We start from the raw sequence: 15,962 nt of genomic DNA, 5'->3' as shown, positions 1-15,962 counted from the left end.
AGTAGACGTCTTCAACATGGAAGGCAAGAAGGTCGGCACGGCAGAACTGCCGGAGGCGATCTTTAACGCCGAGATTTTTGTAGACTTGATGCATCAGGCATTTGTCCGCCAAATGGCCAACGCCCGACTTGGAACGCACCAGACCAAAGTTCGCGGTGAAGTATCGGGCGGTGGACGGAAGCCGTGGCGTCAAAAAGGGACCGGGCGCGCGCGCCAGGGTTCAATCCGAGCGGCCCACTGGAAAGGCGGCGGCCGGATTCACACCCCGCACCCGCGCAGCTACGCGCAGGCCATGCCGTTGAAAATGCGGCGGGCGGCGCTGCGGTCGGCCTTGTCGGTGAAGGCTGCTGAGGCGAATATTGTGGTGGTAGATAAGCTGGAACTGGCTGAACCGAAGACGCGCTTGATGGCGAAAGCCCTGAACGTGCTGGTGGGGGATGCCAAGGCTTTGATCGTCATTCCGCAGAAGGAAAGCTTTGAGGGTGTGGTTCGCTCGACGAACAACCTGCCGGATGCGAAGATTTTGCTGGCGAATTACCTCAATATCCGGGATCTGCTGAAATACGAAAAGTTGATTCTGCCGTTGGCCAGCCTGGATACGATTTCGAACAACCTGGGATAGGTAGGAGTAAGAAATGGCTACTATTTACGATATTCTCCGCCGTCCGCTGGTGACCGAGAAGTCGAACCACCAGATGAGCAAACTTCACCAGTATGCATTTGAAGTGATGGGTGATGCCACCCGCACGATGGTGAAAGAGGCGGTTGAAGAGCTGTTTGATGTGAAAGTGCTGCGCGTGAACATCATTAACGCCCCGGCGAAACGCTCGCGGCGGGCGCGCAGTCGGCGTGTGGCTGTACGTCACTCCGGTTACAAGAAGGCGATCGTGACTCTGGCAGCAGAGGATCGCATTCCGTTCTTTGAAGGGGTAGAGTAATGGCCGTCAAGATTTATAAACCAATTACGCCTAGCCTGCGCAACATGACGGGCTATTCGTTCGAAGAGATTACCAAAACCCGCCCCGAGCGTTCGTTGATTGTGGTGCGCAAGAAGCATGCAGGCCGCAATGCGCACGGCCGTGTGACGGTGCGGCATCAGGGCGGCGGCAGCCGCCAATTCATCCGCCTGGTGGATTTCAAGCGCAACAAGCGCGAGATCCCCGCGAAAGTTTCGGCGATTGAATACGATCCGAACCGCACGGCGCGCCTGGCGCTGTTGGTGTATGCCGACGGCGAAAAACGCTACATTCTGGCGCCGGTGGGTTTGAAAGTTGGCGATACGGTGGTCACCAGCCGCACGGCGGATATCCGCCCCGGCAACAGCATGCCGATCTCCAGCATTCCGGTGGGTACCCTGATCCACAGCATTGAGTTGGCCGAAGGCCGCGGTGCGCAGATGGTGCGTGCGGCGGGCGCGGCAGCCCAGCTGCTGGCGAAGGAAGGTGATTACGCGCAGGTGCGCTTGCCCTCGGGTGAGGTTCGCCTGGTGCGTCAGACCTGCTACGCCACCATCGGCCAGGTGGGTAACCTGGACCACAGCAATATCAAGCTGGGGAAAGCGGGCCGCAAGCGCCATATGGGCATTCGCCCCACGGTGCGCGGTACGGCGATGTCCCCGCGCGATCATCCGCATGGGGGTGGTGAAGGCCGCCAACCTGTGGGTATGCCTGGTCCCAAGACTCCGTGGGGTAAACCCACCCTGGGTTACAAGACCCGCCGCAACAAGCGGACGAACCAATACATCGTTCGCCGCCGCAATGCGAACAGTGGCCGGTAGGATACCAGGGCGCTGATCTGGTAAGAGAGGACGAAAAAGATGTCACGTTCGTTAAAGAAAGTACCGTTTATTGAACCAAAGCTTCTGAAGAAGATTGAAGCGATGAACACTCGGGGCGAGAAGAAGGTGCTGCGCACCTGGAGCCGTGCGAGTGTGATCTTCCCACAGATGGTCGGGCACACCATTGCGGTGCACGATGGTCGGCGGCATGTGCCGATCTATGTCACTGAGAATATGGTGGGACACCGCCTGGGTGAATTTGCTCCTACGCGCCATTTCCGTGGTCACGTAGCAGAGAAATCCTCGAGGAAATAAGCCATGGCCTCAGATGTTATTGCGAAATTGAGCAATTGCGGCGTTTCGGCCCAAAAAGCCCGCCTGGTGATTGATATGGTGCGCGGGAAAGCGGCTGTGGACGCGTTGAACCTGCTGAAGTTCACCCCCAAAGTGGCTGCGCGCCACGTGGGCAAGTTGTTGGCTTCGGCAGTGGCGAACGCGGAGGAGAATTTTGGCCTGAACCGGGATGATTTGTACGTGTACAAAATCACCGCGGATGAGGCCCCGACGCGGAAATGGCGCCGCTTTGGCGCTCGCGGACGCTTCAAGCCGATTTTACGGCGGAATTCGCACATCACCGTGATTTTGCGGGAACGCGAGTAGAACAATGGTCCGTCTGGGCAGGGGAAAGGGCCGGGACGGAAAGAGACACACCAGGAGTTACTATGGGTCGAAAAGTACATCCAATCGGTTTTCGTCTGAACATTAACCGGCCCTGGGAAGGGCGGTGGTACGCCGAAGGCGACGAATACACCGATCAACTGCACCAGGATATTCAGATCCGCAAGCTGATCCATTCCCAAACCGACCGGGCTGGCGTTTCGCTGGTGGAAGTGGAACGCTTCCCTGGCAAGGTGAAGGTGATCGTTCACACCGCGAAACCGGGCATTTTGATCGGCCGCAAGGGCGACACGGTGAAGAAAATCCGCCAGGATTTGGAAGCGCTGACCGGGAAGAAGATTGATCTGGAAATCAAAGAGATCAAGAACCCCGATACCGACGCTTACCTTGTGGCGGTGAACATTGCCGGGCAGATTCAGCGGCGTGTGAGCTACCGGCGGGCGATGAAGCGCGCCATTCAACAGGCCATGCGCCAGGGCGCCGAGGGCATCCGGATTTCAGTTTCGGGCCGCCTGAGCGGTGCGGAAATGGCGCGGACGGTTTGGCTGCGCGAAGGGCGCGTGCCGCTGCAGACGCTGCGTGCGGATTTGGATTTCTCGCGCGCGGAGGCATTGACGACGTACGGCCAGATCGGGATCAAGGTCTGGATCTATAAGGGTGAAGTACTGCCGACGGTGGAAGAGAAAGCGGAAGCCACCGAGGGTGTGTACGTCAGCGAATAAACCTGGGCAGCGCTCTGACCCAGACAGACGAAAGAGGTAGCGATTATGTTGATGCCAAAGCGTGTTAAATACCGCAAACAGCAGCGCGGCCGCATGCGCGGTAAGGCGCTGCGCGGGGCGGAGGTCACCTTCGGCGAATTCGGTTTGCAAGCTTTGGAGCCGGGTTGGGTTTCGGCCCGCCAGATCGAAGCTGCGCGCCGGGCGCTGGTGCGGGTGATGCGTCGCCGCGGTAAGGCGTGGATCCGCATTTTCCCTGACCATCCGTATACGCAGAAACCCCCGGAAACCCGTATGGGTAAAGGGAAGGGCGGCGTGGAGTATTGGGTGGCGGTTGTGAAACCGGGCCGGATTATGCTGGAGCTGGGTGGTCTGCCGCAGGCGATCGCCGTGGAAGCTCTGCATCAGGCAGCCTACAAGTTCTCCATCCGGACGAAAGTGGTTGCCCGGGGCGACATGGTAGGAGAACAAAATGAAAACGAGTGAAATGCGGCTTTTATCGACGAATGAGTTGCAGACGAAGCTGGACGATACGCGCCGGGAATTGATGAACCTGCGGTTTCAGGTGGTCACCGGGCAGCTGACCGACACCAGCCGTCTGAAGCAGACGCGGCGCTTGATTGCGCGCTATGAAACCATTCTGCACGAGCGTGAGCAAGGGCAGAAGCAGGAAGGTGAAAAATGAACGAACGCCGCCGTTTGATTGGAGTTGTGACAAGCAACAAAATGATGAAGACGGTTGTGGTTGAGATCAAACGCACGTTCCGCCATCCGCTGTACCGCAAGGTGGTGCACGAGACCAAGCGGGTGAAGGCGCACGATGAACTCAACTGCCAGGTTGGAGATCAGGTTCAAATTGTGGAAAGCCGCCCGCTTTCGAAAGAGAAAACCTGGGTGGTGGAATCCATCATGCGCCACGGTGAAGGCGAGACCGTCGGTGAAGGAGCGTAAGCCATGATTCAGCAAGAATCTCGTCTGACAGTGGCCGACAACACCGGAGCGCGCGAATTGCTGGTAATCCATATTATGGGCGGCTCGGTGCGGCGGTATGGGCGCGTTGGCGATGTGGTGGTGGCGACGGTGAAATCGGCGGCCCCGCAAGGCTCTGTGAAGAAGAGTGACATTGTCAAGGCCGTGATTGTGCGCTGCGCGAAGGAATGGCGCCGTGAGGATGGCTCTACCATCCGGTTCGATGATAACGCGGCGGTGATCCTGGACAATGACGGAGCGAATCCGAAAGGCACCCGTATTTTTGGTCCGGTGGCGCGCGAACTGCGTGAAAAAGGCTTTATGAAGATTGTTTCGCTGGCGCCGGAAGTGCTGTAGGCGAGCGAAAAACAGGAGCGATGCCATGAGTGTCAAGATTCGCAAGGGTGATCAGATCGAAGTGATCAGCGGTCGCTCTGAGGATAAGGGTAAGCGCGGGGAAGTGATTAAAGTGAACCCGGATGCGGGGCGCGTGGTGGTGCAGGGTGTGAACCTGCGCACGAAACACCAGCGTCAGGTGCAGGCCAAGGGCCGCACCATGAACCCCGGCCTGGTGCGCTTTGAGTCGCCGATCCACATTTCGAATGTGATGCTGGTTTGCCCGAAGTGCAATAAGGCCACGCGGGTTGGGCTTTCGCGTGATGGTGAGAAGGTTCAGCGCATTTGCAAGCGCTGCAACGGCCTGATCGACGAGTAGACCTGCCTCGGAGCGTAAGGTATGAACAGACTGAAAGAACAGTACAAAACGGAAGTAGCCCCTGCTTTGATGAAGGCTTTGAACCTGGAGAACGTGATGCAGGTTCCGGCGATCAAAAAAGTGGTGGTGAATATTGGCCTGGGTGAAGCGATGGATAACCCGAAGGCGTTGGATGCAGCTGTGGCGGACTTGAGCGCGATCACCGGTCAGAAGCCGGTGGTGACAAAGGCGCGCAAGAGCATCGCGAACTTCAAGCTGCGCGAAGGTCGCGCGATTGGCGCGAAGGTGACGCTGCGAGGCGAGCGCATGTGGTCTTTCTTGGACCGCTTGATGAATATTGCTCTGCCGCGCGTGCGCGATTTCCGCGGTGTGTCTGCGGACGCTTTCGACGGTCGTGGGAATTACACGTTGGGTCTGCGCGAGCAGTTGATCTTCCCGGAAATTGAATACGATAAGATTGACAAGCTGCGCGGGATGGAAATTACCATTGTGACCAACGCGCCGTCGGATGATCAGGCAGCGATGTTGCTGCAACTGCTTGGGATGCCTTTCAGGAAGGGTTGATATGGCTAAGAAATGCATGAAGTTCCGTGAAATGCGGCGAGAATACCCTGTCCAGGTGCGCAACCGCTGCCGTGTGTGCGGTCGCCCGCGCGGTTACATGCGTCGCTTTGGATTGTGCCGCATTTGCTTTCGCGAGCTGGCTCTGAAGGGGCAAATACCCGGCGTAGTGAAGTCATCCTGGTAGTCAGCCCGGAGGAATGAGAATGAGCGTGAACGATCCGATTGGAGATATGTTAACACGTGTGCGCAACGCGTTGTTAATCGGTAGAAGCGAAGTTGCGATGCCTTCTTCGAGCCTTAAGGCGGAAATCGCCCGGATTTTGAAGGAAGAAGGCTTCATCGAGAGCTATGAGACGAAAGTGGATGAAACCCGCCCGTCTCATATCACCCTGCGCGTCAAGTTGAAGTACGTGGGAGAGCGCCGCCAGCGCCGCCCGGTGATCACCGGGTTGGAGCGGGTGAGCCGCCCTGGACGGCGGGTTTATACGCACAAACAGGATATCCCCTGGGTGTTATCGGGTTTGGGGATTGCTATCCTGTCCACTCCGAAGGGCGTGATGACCGGACAGCGGGCGCGTCAGCTGGGAGTTGGCGGCGAAATTCTGTGCAAGGTCTGGTAGGCCTGGCGGAGCAAGGAGGATAACTGTGTCACGAATTGGTCGATTACCCATCGACGTACCCGCCGGCGTGCAGATTACCATTGCGGAAGGTGGCGAAGTGAGCGTGAAGGGGCCGAAAGGCAGCCTGGCGCGCGCTTTCTCCCCCGAAATCGGCATTACGTTGGAAGGCACCCAGGTGGTGGTTCAGCGTAGCTCCGAAGAAGCCCGCATTCGCGCGCTGCACGGGACGACGCGTGCTTTGCTCCAGAATATGGTGACGGGTGTGAGCACCGGTTTCACCAAGGTTCTGGAAGTGGATGGTGTGGGTTACCGCACCGAGATGGATGGGACTAACCTGGTTTTATATGTGGGTTATTCACACCCCGTTGTGGTCGAACCGCCGGCTGGGATCTCTTTTGAAGCAGATGCCAAGACGCGGCAGGTCAAGGTCAATGGTTATGACCGCGAACAGGTCGGCCAGGTTGCTGCGAACATCCGCAAGATTCGCCCGCCGGAACCCTATAAGGGCAAAGGCATCCGCTATCAGGGCGAGCGGATTCGTCGCAAGGCCGGTAAAGCCGGTAAAGGCAAGAAATAGTAGGTGATGGCTTATGGCGAAACTGACTCGCAAAGAATCTCGTATCCGACGGCATGAGCGCGTTCGGAAGCAAATTTCCGGGACGCCGGACTGCCCTCGTTTGAATGTGTTCCGCAGTACGGCTGAGATTTATGCTCAGGTGATTGATGATCAGGCGGGGCTGACATTGGCAGCTGCCTCCAGCATTGACACCGGCCTGCGCGACAAAATCGTTGGCCTGAAGAAATCGGAACAGGCTCGGATGGTTGGCCAGTTGGTGGCGCAGCGCGCCAAGGACAAGGGGATCACCAAGGTGGTGTTTGACCGGGGTGGTTTCCGCTACATTGGCCGTGTCAAAGCCCTGGCTGACGGTGCCCGGGAAGCTGGCCTGGAATTCTAGGGCGAGCGAAAGGAAGATGAGGGCCTAAAACTATGGATATGACGGAATATCAACCCTTAGAAGAGCAGTACGATGAGCGCGTGGTAGAAATTGCCCGCGTGGCCAAAGTGGTGAAGGGTGGGCGTCGCTTCCAGTTCCGTGTGACCGTCATTATTGGCGACAATAATGGCAAGGTGGGCATGGGTGTTGGGAAAGCGAACGCTGTGCCGGACGCCATGCGTAAGGCGACGGAACGCGCGCGCAAAGACATGCGCAAGGTGTTTGTGATGGGTACCACCATCCCGCACGAAGTGGTCGGCCGTCTGGCAGGGGCACGGGTTCTGTTGAAACCGGCTTCGCCTGGTACGGGCGTGATCGCGGCGGGCGGCGTGCGCGCCGTGTTGGAAGCTGCGGGCGTGCGCGACATCCTGACCAAATCGCTGGGCAGTGCCAATGTGTTGAATGTGGTCAAGGCCACCTTCCTGGCGCTGGAACAGTTGAAATCCCCCGAAGAAGAGGCGGCGCGCCGCGGGAAACCCGTGCATGAGCTGCTGCCGTTCTGGGAGCGGAGGAAGAATGCCTGAGAACAGCCAACCCAAGAAGATTCGGATCACGCTGGTGAAAAGCGGGATCGGTTATTCCGTGCGCCACAAGGCCACGTTGAAGGCTTTGGGTCTGCGCCGGCTGCATCAGACGGTGGAGCATGACGATACGCCGACGATGCGCGGGATGCTGGCGAAGATCAGCCATTTGATTGAAATTGAAGAGCAGGTAGAACGATGAAACTGAACGATTTGCAGCCAAACGAAGGCGCGAAAAAAGACCGTAAGCGTGTGGGTCGGGGTTTGGGCGCTGGGCAGGGCAAGACCGCTGGCCGCGGTACCAAGGGTCAGGGTTCTCGCTCGGGCGAGGGCGGCCACCTGTACCGCCAGGGCGGTAATTTGCCCTTCTACCGCCGCCTGCCGTTCATCCGCGGTGAAGGCTTTACCCCGCCGAATCAGGTGGAATATAACGAAGTCAGCCTGGAGCAGTTGGCTCGCTTTGAGGCAGGCACGGAAGTGACGCGGGAAGTTTTGGCGGCGGAGAACATGCTGCGCAAGGCCAAGAACCCGGTGGTCATTTTGGGAAACGGTGAATTGAATGTGGCGTTGAAGGTGCGCGTGCAGCGCGTGACCAAAGGCGCCCGCGAGAAAATTGAGTCTGCCGGCGGCAGTGTGGAAATCGTTGCCTAAGCGGTCAACCCACTAAAGGAGACCCACATATGAAGCGTTCCGCTTGGCGCTACTTGTGGAAATCGGAAGACATCCGAAAGAAGTTGTTGGTGACGTTGGGACTGCTGGCCCTGTACCGTGTGGCCACGCACATTCCGGTCCCCGGAATTGATACGGCCGTGCTCGCGGCCCTGTCTCAGCGCACCGACGCCGCTGGCAACCTGATTGCGCTGCTGAACCTGCTTTCGGGCGGTACGGTGGCTCGCTTCTCGGTGCTGGCGATGGGTGTGTATCCTTACATCACGGCTCAGATTATTCTGCAGCTGCTCATCCCGATCATCCCAGCCCTTGAGCGCCGGATGAAAGAAAACCCCCGCGAAGGGCAGAAGTGGATGGAGAAATGGACCATGATCGCCACAGTGCCGATGGCGCTGCTCTCGGCGGTGGGCCAGATCAACATCTTCAACTCGCTCAGCAGCGGGCAGGCTGTGATCACCAACTTTGGTTTCACCGGGGCGAACCTGCTCCCGACCGTGACCGTGTTGTTGGTGATGATCGCCGGGACCATGTTCGCCATCTGGTTGGGCCAATTGATTTCGGAATACGGTATTCCCAACCAGGGTCTGTCGCTGATCATCTTTGCGGGTATCGTCTCGCAGATTCCTTCGAACCTGGCCGGTATTTTGAGCGATGCTCAGCGCGGTTGGTGGATGCTGTTGATTATCCTGGCCATTCTGGTGCTGACCATCCTGGCGATTGTGTTTGTGCAGCAGGGCCGCCGGAATGTGCCGGTGCTCTTCCCTGGGCGGCGCATGGGCGCGCGGATGTCGATGCCGGTGCGCAGCAGCCTGCCCTTGATGGTGAACATGGCGGGTATGATCCCGCTGATCTTTGCGCAGTCGATTATGACCTTCCCGGCGATTGTGGCCAGCTACTTTACCGGCGCCGAGACGGAATGGGTGCGCAACTTTGCCCTGGGTGTTTACCGCACCTTTGGGGCGCAAAGCCCGTGGTATTCTCTGCTGTATTTCGTGATGGTGGTGGCTTTCACCTTCTTCTACACGGATGTTTTGTTCGCGCAGCAGAACTACGGTGAAAATCTGAAACGTCAGGGCGCTCAGATCCCTGGTGTGGTGCGGGGCGGCCCGACCCAGAAGTATTTGACCAAAGTGCAGCGCCGCATTACGCTGCCGGGCGCTTTGTTCCTGGGTTTGGTGGCGGTGATGCCCTATTTGTTGAGCTATGTGATGCCCGTTGGGGCGCAGGCTGGCTTGTTCCTGCTCTCTTCGGCGGGGTTGCTGATCGTGGTGGGCGTGGTTCGCGATACCTTCACGATTATCGAAACCGAGCTGAAACTGCACGGTTATGACGAAGGCTTGATTAAGGGCTAGTACAATGGCGAAGTATATTGTTCTGCTGGGGCCTCCTGGGGCCGGTAAGGGTACGCAGGCTGCGGTGCTGTCGAAGGCTTTGGAATTGGCGCACATTTCTTCGGGCGATATCTTCCGCGAGAATCTGAAGGCGCAAACTGAGCTAGGCAAGCTGGCGCAGACGTTTATGAGCCGCGGTGAGCTGGTTCCGGATGATGTGACAATTGCCATGATCGAGGAACGCTTGAGCCGCCCAGACTGCGCGCAGGGAGCCTTGTTAGACGGTTTTCCGCGCACCCCTGCCCAGGCGCAGGCCCTGGCAGACATGCTGGCCAAGACGGGTGGGAAAGTGGATGCGGTTCCGTATATCGCCGTGCCTGCCGAAGAGCTGATTCAACGCTTGAGCGGGCGCTGGACGTGCCGGGCTGAAGGCCATGTGTATCACCAGGTGTTCAACCCGCCCCAAAAGGCGGGGGTGTGCGATGTGGACGGCTCGGAGCTGTATCAGCGTGACGACGACAAATCCGAAACGGTGGAACGGCGCATCCGCGTGTATATGGAGCAAACCGCTCCCTTGATTGCCTTTTACCGAGAGAAAGGGCTGCTGATGGATGTGGACGGGACTCGGCCGATTGACGAGGTTTCGAAGACGCTGTTAGCGGCTTTCGGGAAGGAACTGTAGGCGAACGAAATGGTTTGGGATCGTCAGATTAACCTGAAAACCCCGGAAGAGCTGGAAAAGATGCGCACCGCCGGTCGGATCAACGCCGAAGCGTTGGCTGCCGCGCATGCAATCCTGCGGCCTGGGGTGACGACGGCGGATCTGAACGCGGCAGCAGAAGAAGTAATGAAGAAGTACGGTGTGTATTCCCCGTTCAAGAATTACCCGGGGCCTTACCCCTACCCGGCCAGCACCACCGTGAGCGTGAACGAAGAACTGGTGCACGGGATACCGAGCAAGAAACGCAAGCTGAAAGAAGGCGATATTGTCTCAGTGGACTGCGGAACGGTGTTTGAAGGGTACGTGGGCGATTCGGCCTTCACTGCGGGGGTGGGAGAAGTCTCTCCTGAAACCCAGCGGCTGCTGGAGGTCACCGAAATGGCGCTGTATGTTGGAATCGCCAAGATGGTGATCGGGAACCGGGTTGGGGATGTATCGGCGGCGGTGCAGGAATACGCTGAGTCGCGCGGTTTTTTTGTGACGCGTGAATACACCGGGCACGGTGTGGGGCGGCGTATGCATGAGGGGCCGCAGGTGCCGAATTACGGCACGCCTGGCCGCGGCATGCCGCTGCGCGCGGGGATGACCATCGCATTGGAGCCGATGCTCCTGGTGGGCACCGCGCTGACCAAGACGCTGGCGGATGAATGGACTGTGGTTTCGGCGGACGGCTCGCTGACAGCGCATTTTGAACACAGTGTGGCGGTGACGGAGCAGGGACCGGTGATCTTGACTTTGCTTCCGGATGGGCGTGCACCGGGCCAAATAACTGGACACATCCCGCATTCTTCGGTATAATCTAGGCTTTGCGGATTAGTCCTGGCAATTATTTTGAAGGAGTTTCGAATGAGAGTATCACCTTCTATTCGCAAACGTTGTGCCAAGTGCAAGATCGTCAAACGACGCGGCATTTTGTACATCATTTGTGATAACCCCAAGCATAAGCAGCGACAAGGGTAGGTTTAAGCTATGAGAATTGAAGGCGTTGATTTACCCCGCAATAAGCGCATTGAAACGGCGCTGACCTATATTTTTGGCATTGGACCGACGCGCGCGAAGTCCATTTTGGCTGCCACGCAGGTGAACCCGGACATCCGTGTGAAGGATATTTCGGAAACCGATGCGTCGCTTTTGCGCGAATTCGTATCGAAAAATTATAAAGTGGAAGGTGACCTTCGCCGCGAAGTTCAGATGAACATTAAGCGGTTGATTGAAATTGGCTGCTACCGCGGCCTGCGTCACCGCCGCAATCTGCCCACCCGTGGGCAGCGCTCCCGCACCAATGCTCGCACGTGCAAGGGTCCCAAGAAGACCGTGGCCGGTCGCGGCCGCCGCCGTGGAGCTGCGAAGAAGTAGACCAAAACCTGCGGGTGTGGACCTGGCCGGGAGGGTTTCCTTCTAACCCGCGGCTGCCCGGCCTGTGAACCACCCAGCAGTCGGATTGGGCTGAACTTCGAAGTTGAGAGGTTAATAGCGAGGAACTATGGCTCAAAATGTACGTTCAACGCGCCGCACGACAGCTGCGCGCAAGGTGAAGCGAACCCTGTCTTACGGGCAGGTGCATGTTTTCGCTTCGTTCAATAACACGATCATCACCATCACCGACCCGCAAGGGAACACGGTTTGCTGGGGCAGCTCTGGCTCGGCCGGTTTCAAAGGCTCGCGCAAGAGCACGCCGTTTGCGGCGCGTTTGGCTGCGGAACAGGCGATTAAGGTCGCCCAGTCGATGGGGATCCAGGAAGTGGATTTGATTGTCAAGGGGCCTGGCCCGGGTCGTGAATCTGCTATTCGTGCTGTGCAGTCGATGGGCGTGAAAGTGCGCTCCATTTCCGACATCACACCGGTGCCGCACAACGGCTGCCGGCCGCCGAAGAAACGCCGCGTGTAATCATTAGAAGGAGCTGTTATGGCTAGGTATACTGGGCCGGTGTGCAAACTATGCCGGCGAGAAGGTGAAAAACTTTTCCTCAAGGGCGAGCGCTGCTTTTCTCCCAAATGTGGGTTTGATAAGCGGGCCTATGCCCCTGGAGAACACGGCAAGGCGCGCATGGCGCGCGGCGACCGTGTGAGTGACTATTCGCGCCAGCTGCGCGCGAAACAGAAAGCCCGCCGGGTGTACGGCGTGTTGGAACGCCAGTTCCGCCGCTACTTCAGCGTGGCTATTCGTACCAAGGGTTTGACGGGTTTGAACCTGCTGCACACCCTGGAAACCCGGTTGGACAATGTGGTGTACCGCATGGGCTTCGCTGAAAGCCGCTCGCAGGCGCGCCAACTGGTCAACCACGGGCATTTCATGGTGAACAATATCCGCGCGGATATCCCCTCGATGCTGATGAAAGCGGGCGATATCATCACGGTGCGCGAAAGCTCCCGCGGCCTGGTGTATTTCAAAGAGCTGCCGGATCTGGCTGCCAAGCGCAATTGCGCCTTGTGGCTGGATCGCGACCTGAAGTCGCTGAGCGGGCGGGTTTTACGTATTCCTGAACGTTCCGAAATTGACGGGAATCTCAACGAGCAGTTGATTGTTGAGTACTACTCGCGCTAAACGCCATTAGTCCGGGGCGCGGTAACACAGGGTGCATCCGGAAAGAGGTGTAAAGTGATTGCTTTGAGTAATATGGTAACTCCCAAAGTGGAGCGTGAGGCTGAGGCCAGGAATTACGGCAAATTTGTCATTACCCCGCTTGAGCGTGGGTATGGCGTAACCCTTGGGAACGCGCTGCGGCGAGTGCTGCTCTCCTCTCTGGAGGGGGCGGCGGTGACCTCTGTGCGCATCACGGATGTGCTGCATGAGTTCAGCGACATCCCGGGTGTGCGCGAGGACGTGATTCAGGTGATGCTGCAAATCAAGCAGCTGCGCATGATGCTCCACGATGTGGACTCGGCGCACCTTCACCTGGAAGTGCGCGGCGAGGGCGTGGTGACGGCTGCCGATATTCAGACGCCGCCGGAAGTGGAAATTGTCAATCCAGACCTGTACCTGTTCACTGTGGACAGCGCCAGCACGAACCTGGAAATTGACTTTGTGGTGGAGCGCGGCCGGGGATATTCCCCCGCCAATGAGCGCAGCAACCGCCTTCCGATTGGCGAACTGCCGGTGGATGCCATCTACAGCCCGGTGAAACGTGTTTCCTGGAATGTGATGAGCAATGCGCGCGTGGGGCAGAGCACGAACTACGACCGTTTGACCCTGGAGATCTGGACAGATGGCACGATTGCTCCGGAAAAAGCCCTGGGCAAAGCCTCGAAAATATTGATTGATCATTTGCGCTTCATCTCTGGCATTAGCGAGGAAACGCTGGTGATTAGCCCGGAGAAGGAAACCACGGGCAGCCGGTTGACGAGCGAGGCGGCAGAGACGCCCATTGAAAACCTGGACCTTTCCGTGCGCGTGTTCAATTCGCTGAAGCGGACGGGCATCACCACGGTGGGCGATGTGCTTGAACTTCTCGAAAAGGGCGATGAGGCAGTCATGTCCATCCGCAACTTTGGCGAGAAGAGCCTGGACGAGCTGCGCCAGAAGATGCAAGAAAAGGGCTTTTTGCCCACGGAAGAAAAGACGGAGTAAGCAGACATGCGACATCACGTTGCTGGTTATAAATTAAGCCGAGATAAAGATCAGCGCAACAGCTTGCGGCGGAACCTGATTTGCCAGTTGTTCACGCACGAGCGCATTCGCACCACGCGGGCCAAGGCTATGGCCATTCGCGGGGAAGCGGAAAAGATGATCACGCTGGCGCGGAACGCAGAAAAAGCCGATGAGATGGGCAAGGTGAACGCCCGCCGTCTGGCAGCTGCGCGCCTGGCGAATCCCGAAGTGGTTAAGAAATTGTTTGACGATATCGGACCGCGCTTTGCGAAGCGTCCCGGCGGGTACACCCGCATTTATCGTCTGGTCCCTCGCCTGGGTGATGCGGCTGAGATGGTCCTGATTGAATTGGTTGAGGAATAATCCGGCCAAATCGTAAGATTGGGTTGGAATGGCACGTTACCAAGTTACTCTTGCTTACGACGGCACAGGCTTTTTAGGCTTTCAGCGCCAGGGAGAAGTCCGTACGGTTCAGCTTGAAGTGGAAAAAGCACTTCGCGAGCTGGGATGGCAGCAGGATACCCTGCTGGCAGCCGGACGGACGGACACCGGGGTACACGCTTCGGGACAGGTGATCGCTTTTGACCTGGACTGGGGCCACGACCCTCAGGCATTATGCCGGGCGCTGAACGCAAAGCTTCCGAAGGATGTGGCGGCAAGGGCGGCGAGCACGGCGCGGGACGATTTTCACCCGCGTTATGATGCCCGCTCCCGCACCTACCAATATCACATTTTTTGTGAGGCGCTGCGCGATCCCTTGCGGGAACGATACGCCTGGAGAGTTTGGCCGGAAGTGGATCTGAACCGGCTGCAGGCCGCTGCTGATCTGCTGATAGGGACCCATGATTTCGCTGCGTTCGGAACCCCGCCCCGGACCGGAGGCAGCACCGTGCGAAGGGTCTTTCAGGCAGATTGGGTGCGCCAGCCTGGGGGTCTGCTGTTTGAGATTAGGGCCAACGCCTTTTTGTATCACATGGTGCGCCGGACGGTGTTTTTGCTGGTGCAGGCCGGCGGGGGACGACTCTCGCTGGAGAACCTGGGCCAGGCCGTCACTCAAGCTCAGCCGCAGACCCCTGGATTGGCCCCAGCGCAAGGGCTGGTGCTGACCCGGGTAGAGTATGACACGAAGCAAGATGACTGGATTGCGTGAAGATCCTTGTATGTTTGGAGAGGATGACTGTGGAAAAGACCTACGTCATTAAGGGCGCGGCGGAACAGGAATGGCTGCTGGTGGATGCCAGCGGACAGGGACTGGGCCGTTTAGCGACGACGATTGCGATGTATCTGATGGGAAAACACAAGCCGACCTTCACGCCTGGCGTGGATATGGGCGACTTTGTGGTGGTTGTGAACGCCAGCGCGCTGGGGCTGACCCCGAAACGTTTGACGACCAAGAATTATCACAGGCACTCTGGCTATCCCGGCGGGTTAACCACCACTTCGCTGCGGGATATGCTGGCGAAGTATCCCGACCGGGTGATTCGCCGCGCCGTGTGGGGGATGCTGCCGCACAATAAGTTTGGCCGCCACATTATCAAGCGGTTAAAAGTGTACGGCGGAAGTGAGCATCCTCACCAGGCCCAGAACCCTAAGCCGGTTGCGTAAAGGAGTTGTAGAGATGACCGTTCAGTATTTTGAGGGCATTGGCCGCCGCAAAGAAAGCTCGGCGCGTGTGCGTGTGATGAGCGGGTCGGGTGTGTTCACGGTCAACGATAAGACCGTGGAAGAATATTTCACCCGCATGGGCGACATTGAATCGATCTTAGGCCCCATGGTTGCTGCTGGGATGGACCGCGCCACCTGCGACATCACCGTGAAGGTGATGGGCGGTGGGGTGACTGGCCAGACCGATTCGGTGAAGCTGGGTTTGGCCCGTGCGCTGCTGAAGATGAACCCTGAGCTTTCCTCTGCCATGCGCAAGGGCGGTTTCCTGACGCGCGACCCGCGCATCAAGGAACGCAAGAAGCCAGGTCTCAAGCGCGCCCGCAAGGCCCCGACCTACACCAAGCGTTAGATCTCCGGTTTGTTTCCGGAATTTCACGTGCGTTTCGGCAGATTCTCGTCTGCCGAAACGCATGGTTTTGTTTATAGCCC

31 protein-coding genes are annotated in these 15,962 nt (G+C 58.1%); all 31 read left to right on the top strand.

The window, feature by feature from the left end:
* Positions 1-16: 16 nt before the first annotated feature.
* The 31 genes from rplD (at position 17) to rpsI (ending at position 15,882) form a co-directional block, all read left to right on the top strand.
* Positions 17-622: a 50S ribosomal protein L4 gene (gene rplD / locus ADN01_RS07980; protein WP_236690993.1), complete on the top strand. Its 606-nt coding sequence runs from the start codon at positions 17-19 to the stop codon at positions 620-622.
* A gap of 13 nt (positions 623-635) precedes the next feature.
* Positions 636-938 carry a 50S ribosomal protein L23 gene (gene rplW, locus ADN01_RS07975; protein ID WP_062419009.1) on the top strand — a complete coding sequence of 101 codons (303 nt, stop codon included), beginning with the start codon at positions 636-638 and terminating at the stop codon, positions 936-938.
* On the top strand, positions 938-1,777 hold the full coding sequence (gene rplB, locus ADN01_RS07970; RefSeq protein WP_062419008.1) for a 50S ribosomal protein L2: 840 nt from the start codon (positions 938-940) through the stop codon (positions 1,775-1,777). Before rplW ends, rplB begins: the two co-directional genes overlap by 1 nt.
* A gap of 39 nt (positions 1,778-1,816) precedes the next feature.
* On the top strand, positions 1,817-2,092 hold the full coding sequence (gene rpsS, locus ADN01_RS07965) for a 30S ribosomal protein S19 (RefSeq protein WP_062419007.1): 276 nt from the start codon (positions 1,817-1,819) through the stop codon (positions 2,090-2,092).
* 3 nt (positions 2,093-2,095) lie between these two features.
* Positions 2,096-2,437, top strand: coding sequence for a 50S ribosomal protein L22 (gene rplV, locus ADN01_RS07960; protein ID WP_062419006.1), 342 nt, complete (start codon positions 2,096-2,098; stop codon positions 2,435-2,437).
* A 62-nt stretch (positions 2,438-2,499) separates the two neighbouring features.
* Positions 2,500-3,177: a 30S ribosomal protein S3 gene (rpsC, locus tag ADN01_RS07955; protein ID WP_062419005.1), complete on the top strand. Its 678-nt coding sequence runs from the start codon at positions 2,500-2,502 to the stop codon at positions 3,175-3,177.
* A gap of 45 nt (positions 3,178-3,222) precedes the next feature.
* The gene (gene rplP / locus ADN01_RS07950; RefSeq protein ID WP_062419004.1) at positions 3,223-3,660 is read left to right on the top strand and encodes a 50S ribosomal protein L16; all 438 of its coding nucleotides are present in this window, start codon (positions 3,223-3,225) and stop codon (positions 3,658-3,660) included.
* Positions 3,647-3,859, top strand: a complete 213-nt coding sequence (gene rpmC, locus ADN01_RS07945) for a 50S ribosomal protein L29 (protein ID WP_062419003.1) — start codon at positions 3,647-3,649, stop codon at positions 3,857-3,859. The genes rplP and rpmC overlap by 14 nt, the downstream gene beginning before the upstream one ends.
* Positions 3,856-4,125: a 30S ribosomal protein S17 gene (rpsQ, locus tag ADN01_RS07940; protein ID WP_062419002.1), complete on the top strand. Its 270-nt coding sequence runs from the start codon at positions 3,856-3,858 to the stop codon at positions 4,123-4,125. Before rpmC ends, rpsQ begins: the two co-directional genes overlap by 4 nt.
* 3 nt (positions 4,126-4,128) lie before the next feature.
* On the top strand, positions 4,129-4,500 hold the full coding sequence (gene rplN / locus ADN01_RS07935; protein WP_062419001.1) for a 50S ribosomal protein L14: 372 nt from the start codon (positions 4,129-4,131) through the stop codon (positions 4,498-4,500).
* 25 nt (positions 4,501-4,525) lie between these two features.
* Complete coding sequence (gene rplX / locus ADN01_RS07930; protein ID WP_062419000.1) at positions 4,526-4,858, top strand: 50S ribosomal protein L24; 333 nt, start codon at positions 4,526-4,528, stop codon at positions 4,856-4,858.
* Positions 4,859-4,879: 21 nt separating this feature from the next.
* Positions 4,880-5,422 carry a 50S ribosomal protein L5 gene (rplE, locus tag ADN01_RS07925; protein ID WP_062418999.1) on the top strand — a complete coding sequence of 181 codons (543 nt, stop codon included), beginning with the start codon at positions 4,880-4,882 and terminating at the stop codon, positions 5,420-5,422.
* Between the two features lies 1 nt (position 5,423).
* A complete protein-coding gene (locus ADN01_RS07920; protein WP_075071053.1) occupies positions 5,424-5,606 on the top strand; it encodes a type Z 30S ribosomal protein S14 in 183 nt (60 codons plus the stop codon).
* Positions 5,607-5,625: 19 nt separating this feature from the next.
* Positions 5,626-6,042: a 30S ribosomal protein S8 gene (gene rpsH, locus ADN01_RS07915; RefSeq protein WP_062418998.1), complete on the top strand. Its 417-nt coding sequence runs from the start codon at positions 5,626-5,628 to the stop codon at positions 6,040-6,042.
* 25 nt (positions 6,043-6,067) lie between these two features.
* Positions 6,068-6,619, top strand: coding sequence for a 50S ribosomal protein L6 (gene rplF / locus ADN01_RS07910; RefSeq protein ID WP_062418997.1), 552 nt, complete (start codon positions 6,068-6,070; stop codon positions 6,617-6,619).
* A gap of 13 nt (positions 6,620-6,632) precedes the next feature.
* A complete protein-coding gene (gene rplR, locus ADN01_RS07905; RefSeq protein WP_062418996.1) occupies positions 6,633-6,998 on the top strand; it encodes a 50S ribosomal protein L18 in 366 nt (121 codons plus the stop codon).
* 38 nt (positions 6,999-7,036) lie between these two features.
* On the top strand, positions 7,037-7,561 hold the full coding sequence (gene rpsE / locus ADN01_RS07900; protein WP_062419016.1) for a 30S ribosomal protein S5: 525 nt from the start codon (positions 7,037-7,039) through the stop codon (positions 7,559-7,561).
* Positions 7,554-7,760: a 50S ribosomal protein L30 gene (gene rpmD / locus ADN01_RS07895; protein WP_062418995.1), complete on the top strand. Its 207-nt coding sequence runs from the start codon at positions 7,554-7,556 to the stop codon at positions 7,758-7,760. Before rpsE ends, rpmD begins: the two co-directional genes overlap by 8 nt.
* Positions 7,757-8,209: a 50S ribosomal protein L15 gene (gene rplO, locus ADN01_RS07890; protein WP_062418994.1), complete on the top strand. Its 453-nt coding sequence runs from the start codon at positions 7,757-7,759 to the stop codon at positions 8,207-8,209. The genes rpmD and rplO overlap by 4 nt, the downstream gene beginning before the upstream one ends.
* A gap of 29 nt (positions 8,210-8,238) precedes the next feature.
* Positions 8,239-9,579, top strand: a complete 1,341-nt coding sequence (gene secY / locus ADN01_RS07885) for a preprotein translocase subunit SecY (protein ID WP_062418993.1) — start codon at positions 8,239-8,241, stop codon at positions 9,577-9,579.
* Positions 9,580-9,583: 4 nt separating this feature from the next.
* Positions 9,584-10,240, top strand: coding sequence for an adenylate kinase (locus tag ADN01_RS07880; protein WP_062418992.1), 657 nt, complete (start codon positions 9,584-9,586; stop codon positions 10,238-10,240).
* 9 nt (positions 10,241-10,249) lie between these two features.
* Complete coding sequence (map, locus tag ADN01_RS07875; RefSeq protein ID WP_062418991.1) at positions 10,250-11,077, top strand: type I methionyl aminopeptidase; 828 nt, start codon at positions 10,250-10,252, stop codon at positions 11,075-11,077.
* 48 nt (positions 11,078-11,125) lie between these two features.
* Positions 11,126-11,239: a 50S ribosomal protein L36 gene (rpmJ, locus tag ADN01_RS07870; RefSeq protein WP_075071052.1), complete on the top strand. Its 114-nt coding sequence runs from the start codon at positions 11,126-11,128 to the stop codon at positions 11,237-11,239.
* Between the two features lie 9 nt (positions 11,240-11,248).
* Complete coding sequence (gene rpsM, locus ADN01_RS07865; protein ID WP_062418990.1) at positions 11,249-11,635, top strand: 30S ribosomal protein S13; 387 nt, start codon at positions 11,249-11,251, stop codon at positions 11,633-11,635.
* Positions 11,636-11,762: 127 nt separating this feature from the next.
* Positions 11,763-12,167, top strand: coding sequence for a 30S ribosomal protein S11 (gene rpsK / locus ADN01_RS07860; protein WP_062418989.1), 405 nt, complete (start codon positions 11,763-11,765; stop codon positions 12,165-12,167).
* Positions 12,168-12,185: 18 nt separating this feature from the next.
* Positions 12,186-12,824 (top strand): 30S ribosomal protein S4, encoded by a 639-nt coding sequence (gene rpsD / locus ADN01_RS07855; protein ID WP_062418988.1) that lies wholly within the window; start codon positions 12,186-12,188, stop codon positions 12,822-12,824.
* Positions 12,825-12,896: 72 nt separating this feature from the next.
* On the top strand, positions 12,897-13,847 hold the full coding sequence (locus ADN01_RS07850; protein WP_062418987.1) for a DNA-directed RNA polymerase subunit alpha: 951 nt from the start codon (positions 12,897-12,899) through the stop codon (positions 13,845-13,847).
* Positions 13,848-13,853: 6 nt separating this feature from the next.
* Positions 13,854-14,231, top strand: a complete 378-nt coding sequence (gene rplQ / locus ADN01_RS07845; protein ID WP_062418986.1) for a 50S ribosomal protein L17 — start codon at positions 13,854-13,856, stop codon at positions 14,229-14,231.
* A gap of 28 nt (positions 14,232-14,259) precedes the next feature.
* Positions 14,260-15,018, top strand: coding sequence for a tRNA pseudouridine(38-40) synthase TruA (gene truA / locus ADN01_RS07840; RefSeq protein WP_062418985.1), 759 nt, complete (start codon positions 14,260-14,262; stop codon positions 15,016-15,018).
* A 23-nt stretch (positions 15,019-15,041) separates the two neighbouring features.
* Complete coding sequence (rplM, locus tag ADN01_RS07835; RefSeq protein ID WP_062418984.1) at positions 15,042-15,473, top strand: 50S ribosomal protein L13; 432 nt, start codon at positions 15,042-15,044, stop codon at positions 15,471-15,473.
* Between the two features lie 13 nt (positions 15,474-15,486).
* Positions 15,487-15,882: a 30S ribosomal protein S9 gene (gene rpsI, locus ADN01_RS07830; protein WP_062418983.1), complete on the top strand. Its 396-nt coding sequence runs from the start codon at positions 15,487-15,489 to the stop codon at positions 15,880-15,882.
* Positions 15,883-15,962 lie beyond the last annotated feature (80 nt).

Source organism: Levilinea saccharolytica (assembly GCF_001306035.1).
Lineage (GTDB): Bacteria > Chloroflexota > Anaerolineae > Anaerolineales > Anaerolineaceae > Levilinea > Levilinea saccharolytica.
The sequence above is the reverse complement of the archived record's forward strand: the minus strand, read 5'-3'. Positions and strand labels throughout refer to the sequence as shown.

Coding starts and splice junctions, on each gene's coding strand:
- ADN01_RS07850 (WP_062418987.1), top strand. CDS start 12,897: ATGGTAACTCCCAAAGTGGAGCGTGAGGCTGAGGCCAGGAATTACGGC.
- rpsH (WP_062418998.1), top strand. CDS start 5,626: ATGAGCGTGAACGATCCGATTGGAGATATGTTAACACGTGTGCGCAAC.
- rpsI (WP_062418983.1), top strand. CDS start 15,487: ATGACCGTTCAGTATTTTGAGGGCATTGGCCGCCGCAAAGAAAGCTCG.
- rpsK (WP_062418989.1), top strand. CDS start 11,763: ATGGCTCAAAATGTACGTTCAACGCGCCGCACGACAGCTGCGCGCAAG.
- ADN01_RS07880 (WP_062418992.1), top strand. CDS start 9,584: ATGGCGAAGTATATTGTTCTGCTGGGGCCTCCTGGGGCCGGTAAGGGT.
- rpmC (WP_062419003.1), top strand. CDS start 3,647: ATGAAAACGAGTGAAATGCGGCTTTTATCGACGAATGAGTTGCAGACG.
- rpmD (WP_062418995.1), top strand. CDS start 7,554: ATGCCTGAGAACAGCCAACCCAAGAAGATTCGGATCACGCTGGTGAAA.
- rplO (WP_062418994.1), top strand. CDS start 7,757: ATGAAACTGAACGATTTGCAGCCAAACGAAGGCGCGAAAAAAGACCGT.
- rplE (WP_062418999.1), top strand. CDS start 4,880: ATGAACAGACTGAAAGAACAGTACAAAACGGAAGTAGCCCCTGCTTTG.
- rplP (WP_062419004.1), top strand. CDS start 3,223: ATGTTGATGCCAAAGCGTGTTAAATACCGCAAACAGCAGCGCGGCCGC.
- map (WP_062418991.1), top strand. CDS start 10,250: ATGGTTTGGGATCGTCAGATTAACCTGAAAACCCCGGAAGAGCTGGAA.
- rpsC (WP_062419005.1), top strand. CDS start 2,500: ATGGGTCGAAAAGTACATCCAATCGGTTTTCGTCTGAACATTAACCGG.
- rpsQ (WP_062419002.1), top strand. CDS start 3,856: ATGAACGAACGCCGCCGTTTGATTGGAGTTGTGACAAGCAACAAAATG.
- rplB (WP_062419008.1), top strand. CDS start 938: ATGGCCGTCAAGATTTATAAACCAATTACGCCTAGCCTGCGCAACATG.
- rplN (WP_062419001.1), top strand. CDS start 4,129: ATGATTCAGCAAGAATCTCGTCTGACAGTGGCCGACAACACCGGAGCG.
- rplV (WP_062419006.1), top strand. CDS start 2,096: ATGGCCTCAGATGTTATTGCGAAATTGAGCAATTGCGGCGTTTCGGCC.
- rplW (WP_062419009.1), top strand. CDS start 636: ATGGCTACTATTTACGATATTCTCCGCCGTCCGCTGGTGACCGAGAAG.
- secY (WP_062418993.1), top strand. CDS start 8,239: ATGAAGCGTTCCGCTTGGCGCTACTTGTGGAAATCGGAAGACATCCGA.
- rpmJ (WP_075071052.1), top strand. CDS start 11,126: ATGAGAGTATCACCTTCTATTCGCAAACGTTGTGCCAAGTGCAAGATC.
- rplM (WP_062418984.1), top strand. CDS start 15,042: ATGACTGTGGAAAAGACCTACGTCATTAAGGGCGCGGCGGAACAGGAA.
- rplR (WP_062418996.1), top strand. CDS start 6,633: ATGGCGAAACTGACTCGCAAAGAATCTCGTATCCGACGGCATGAGCGC.
- rpsM (WP_062418990.1), top strand. CDS start 11,249: ATGAGAATTGAAGGCGTTGATTTACCCCGCAATAAGCGCATTGAAACG.
- rplX (WP_062419000.1), top strand. CDS start 4,526: ATGAGTGTCAAGATTCGCAAGGGTGATCAGATCGAAGTGATCAGCGGT.
- ADN01_RS07920 (WP_075071053.1), top strand. CDS start 5,424: ATGGCTAAGAAATGCATGAAGTTCCGTGAAATGCGGCGAGAATACCCT.
- rplQ (WP_062418986.1), top strand. CDS start 13,854: ATGCGACATCACGTTGCTGGTTATAAATTAAGCCGAGATAAAGATCAG.
- rpsS (WP_062419007.1), top strand. CDS start 1,817: ATGTCACGTTCGTTAAAGAAAGTACCGTTTATTGAACCAAAGCTTCTG.
- rplD (WP_236690993.1), top strand. CDS start 17: ATGGAAGGCAAGAAGGTCGGCACGGCAGAACTGCCGGAGGCGATCTTT.
- rpsD (WP_062418988.1), top strand. CDS start 12,186: ATGGCTAGGTATACTGGGCCGGTGTGCAAACTATGCCGGCGAGAAGGT.
- rpsE (WP_062419016.1), top strand. CDS start 7,037: ATGACGGAATATCAACCCTTAGAAGAGCAGTACGATGAGCGCGTGGTA.
- truA (WP_062418985.1), top strand. CDS start 14,260: ATGGCACGTTACCAAGTTACTCTTGCTTACGACGGCACAGGCTTTTTA.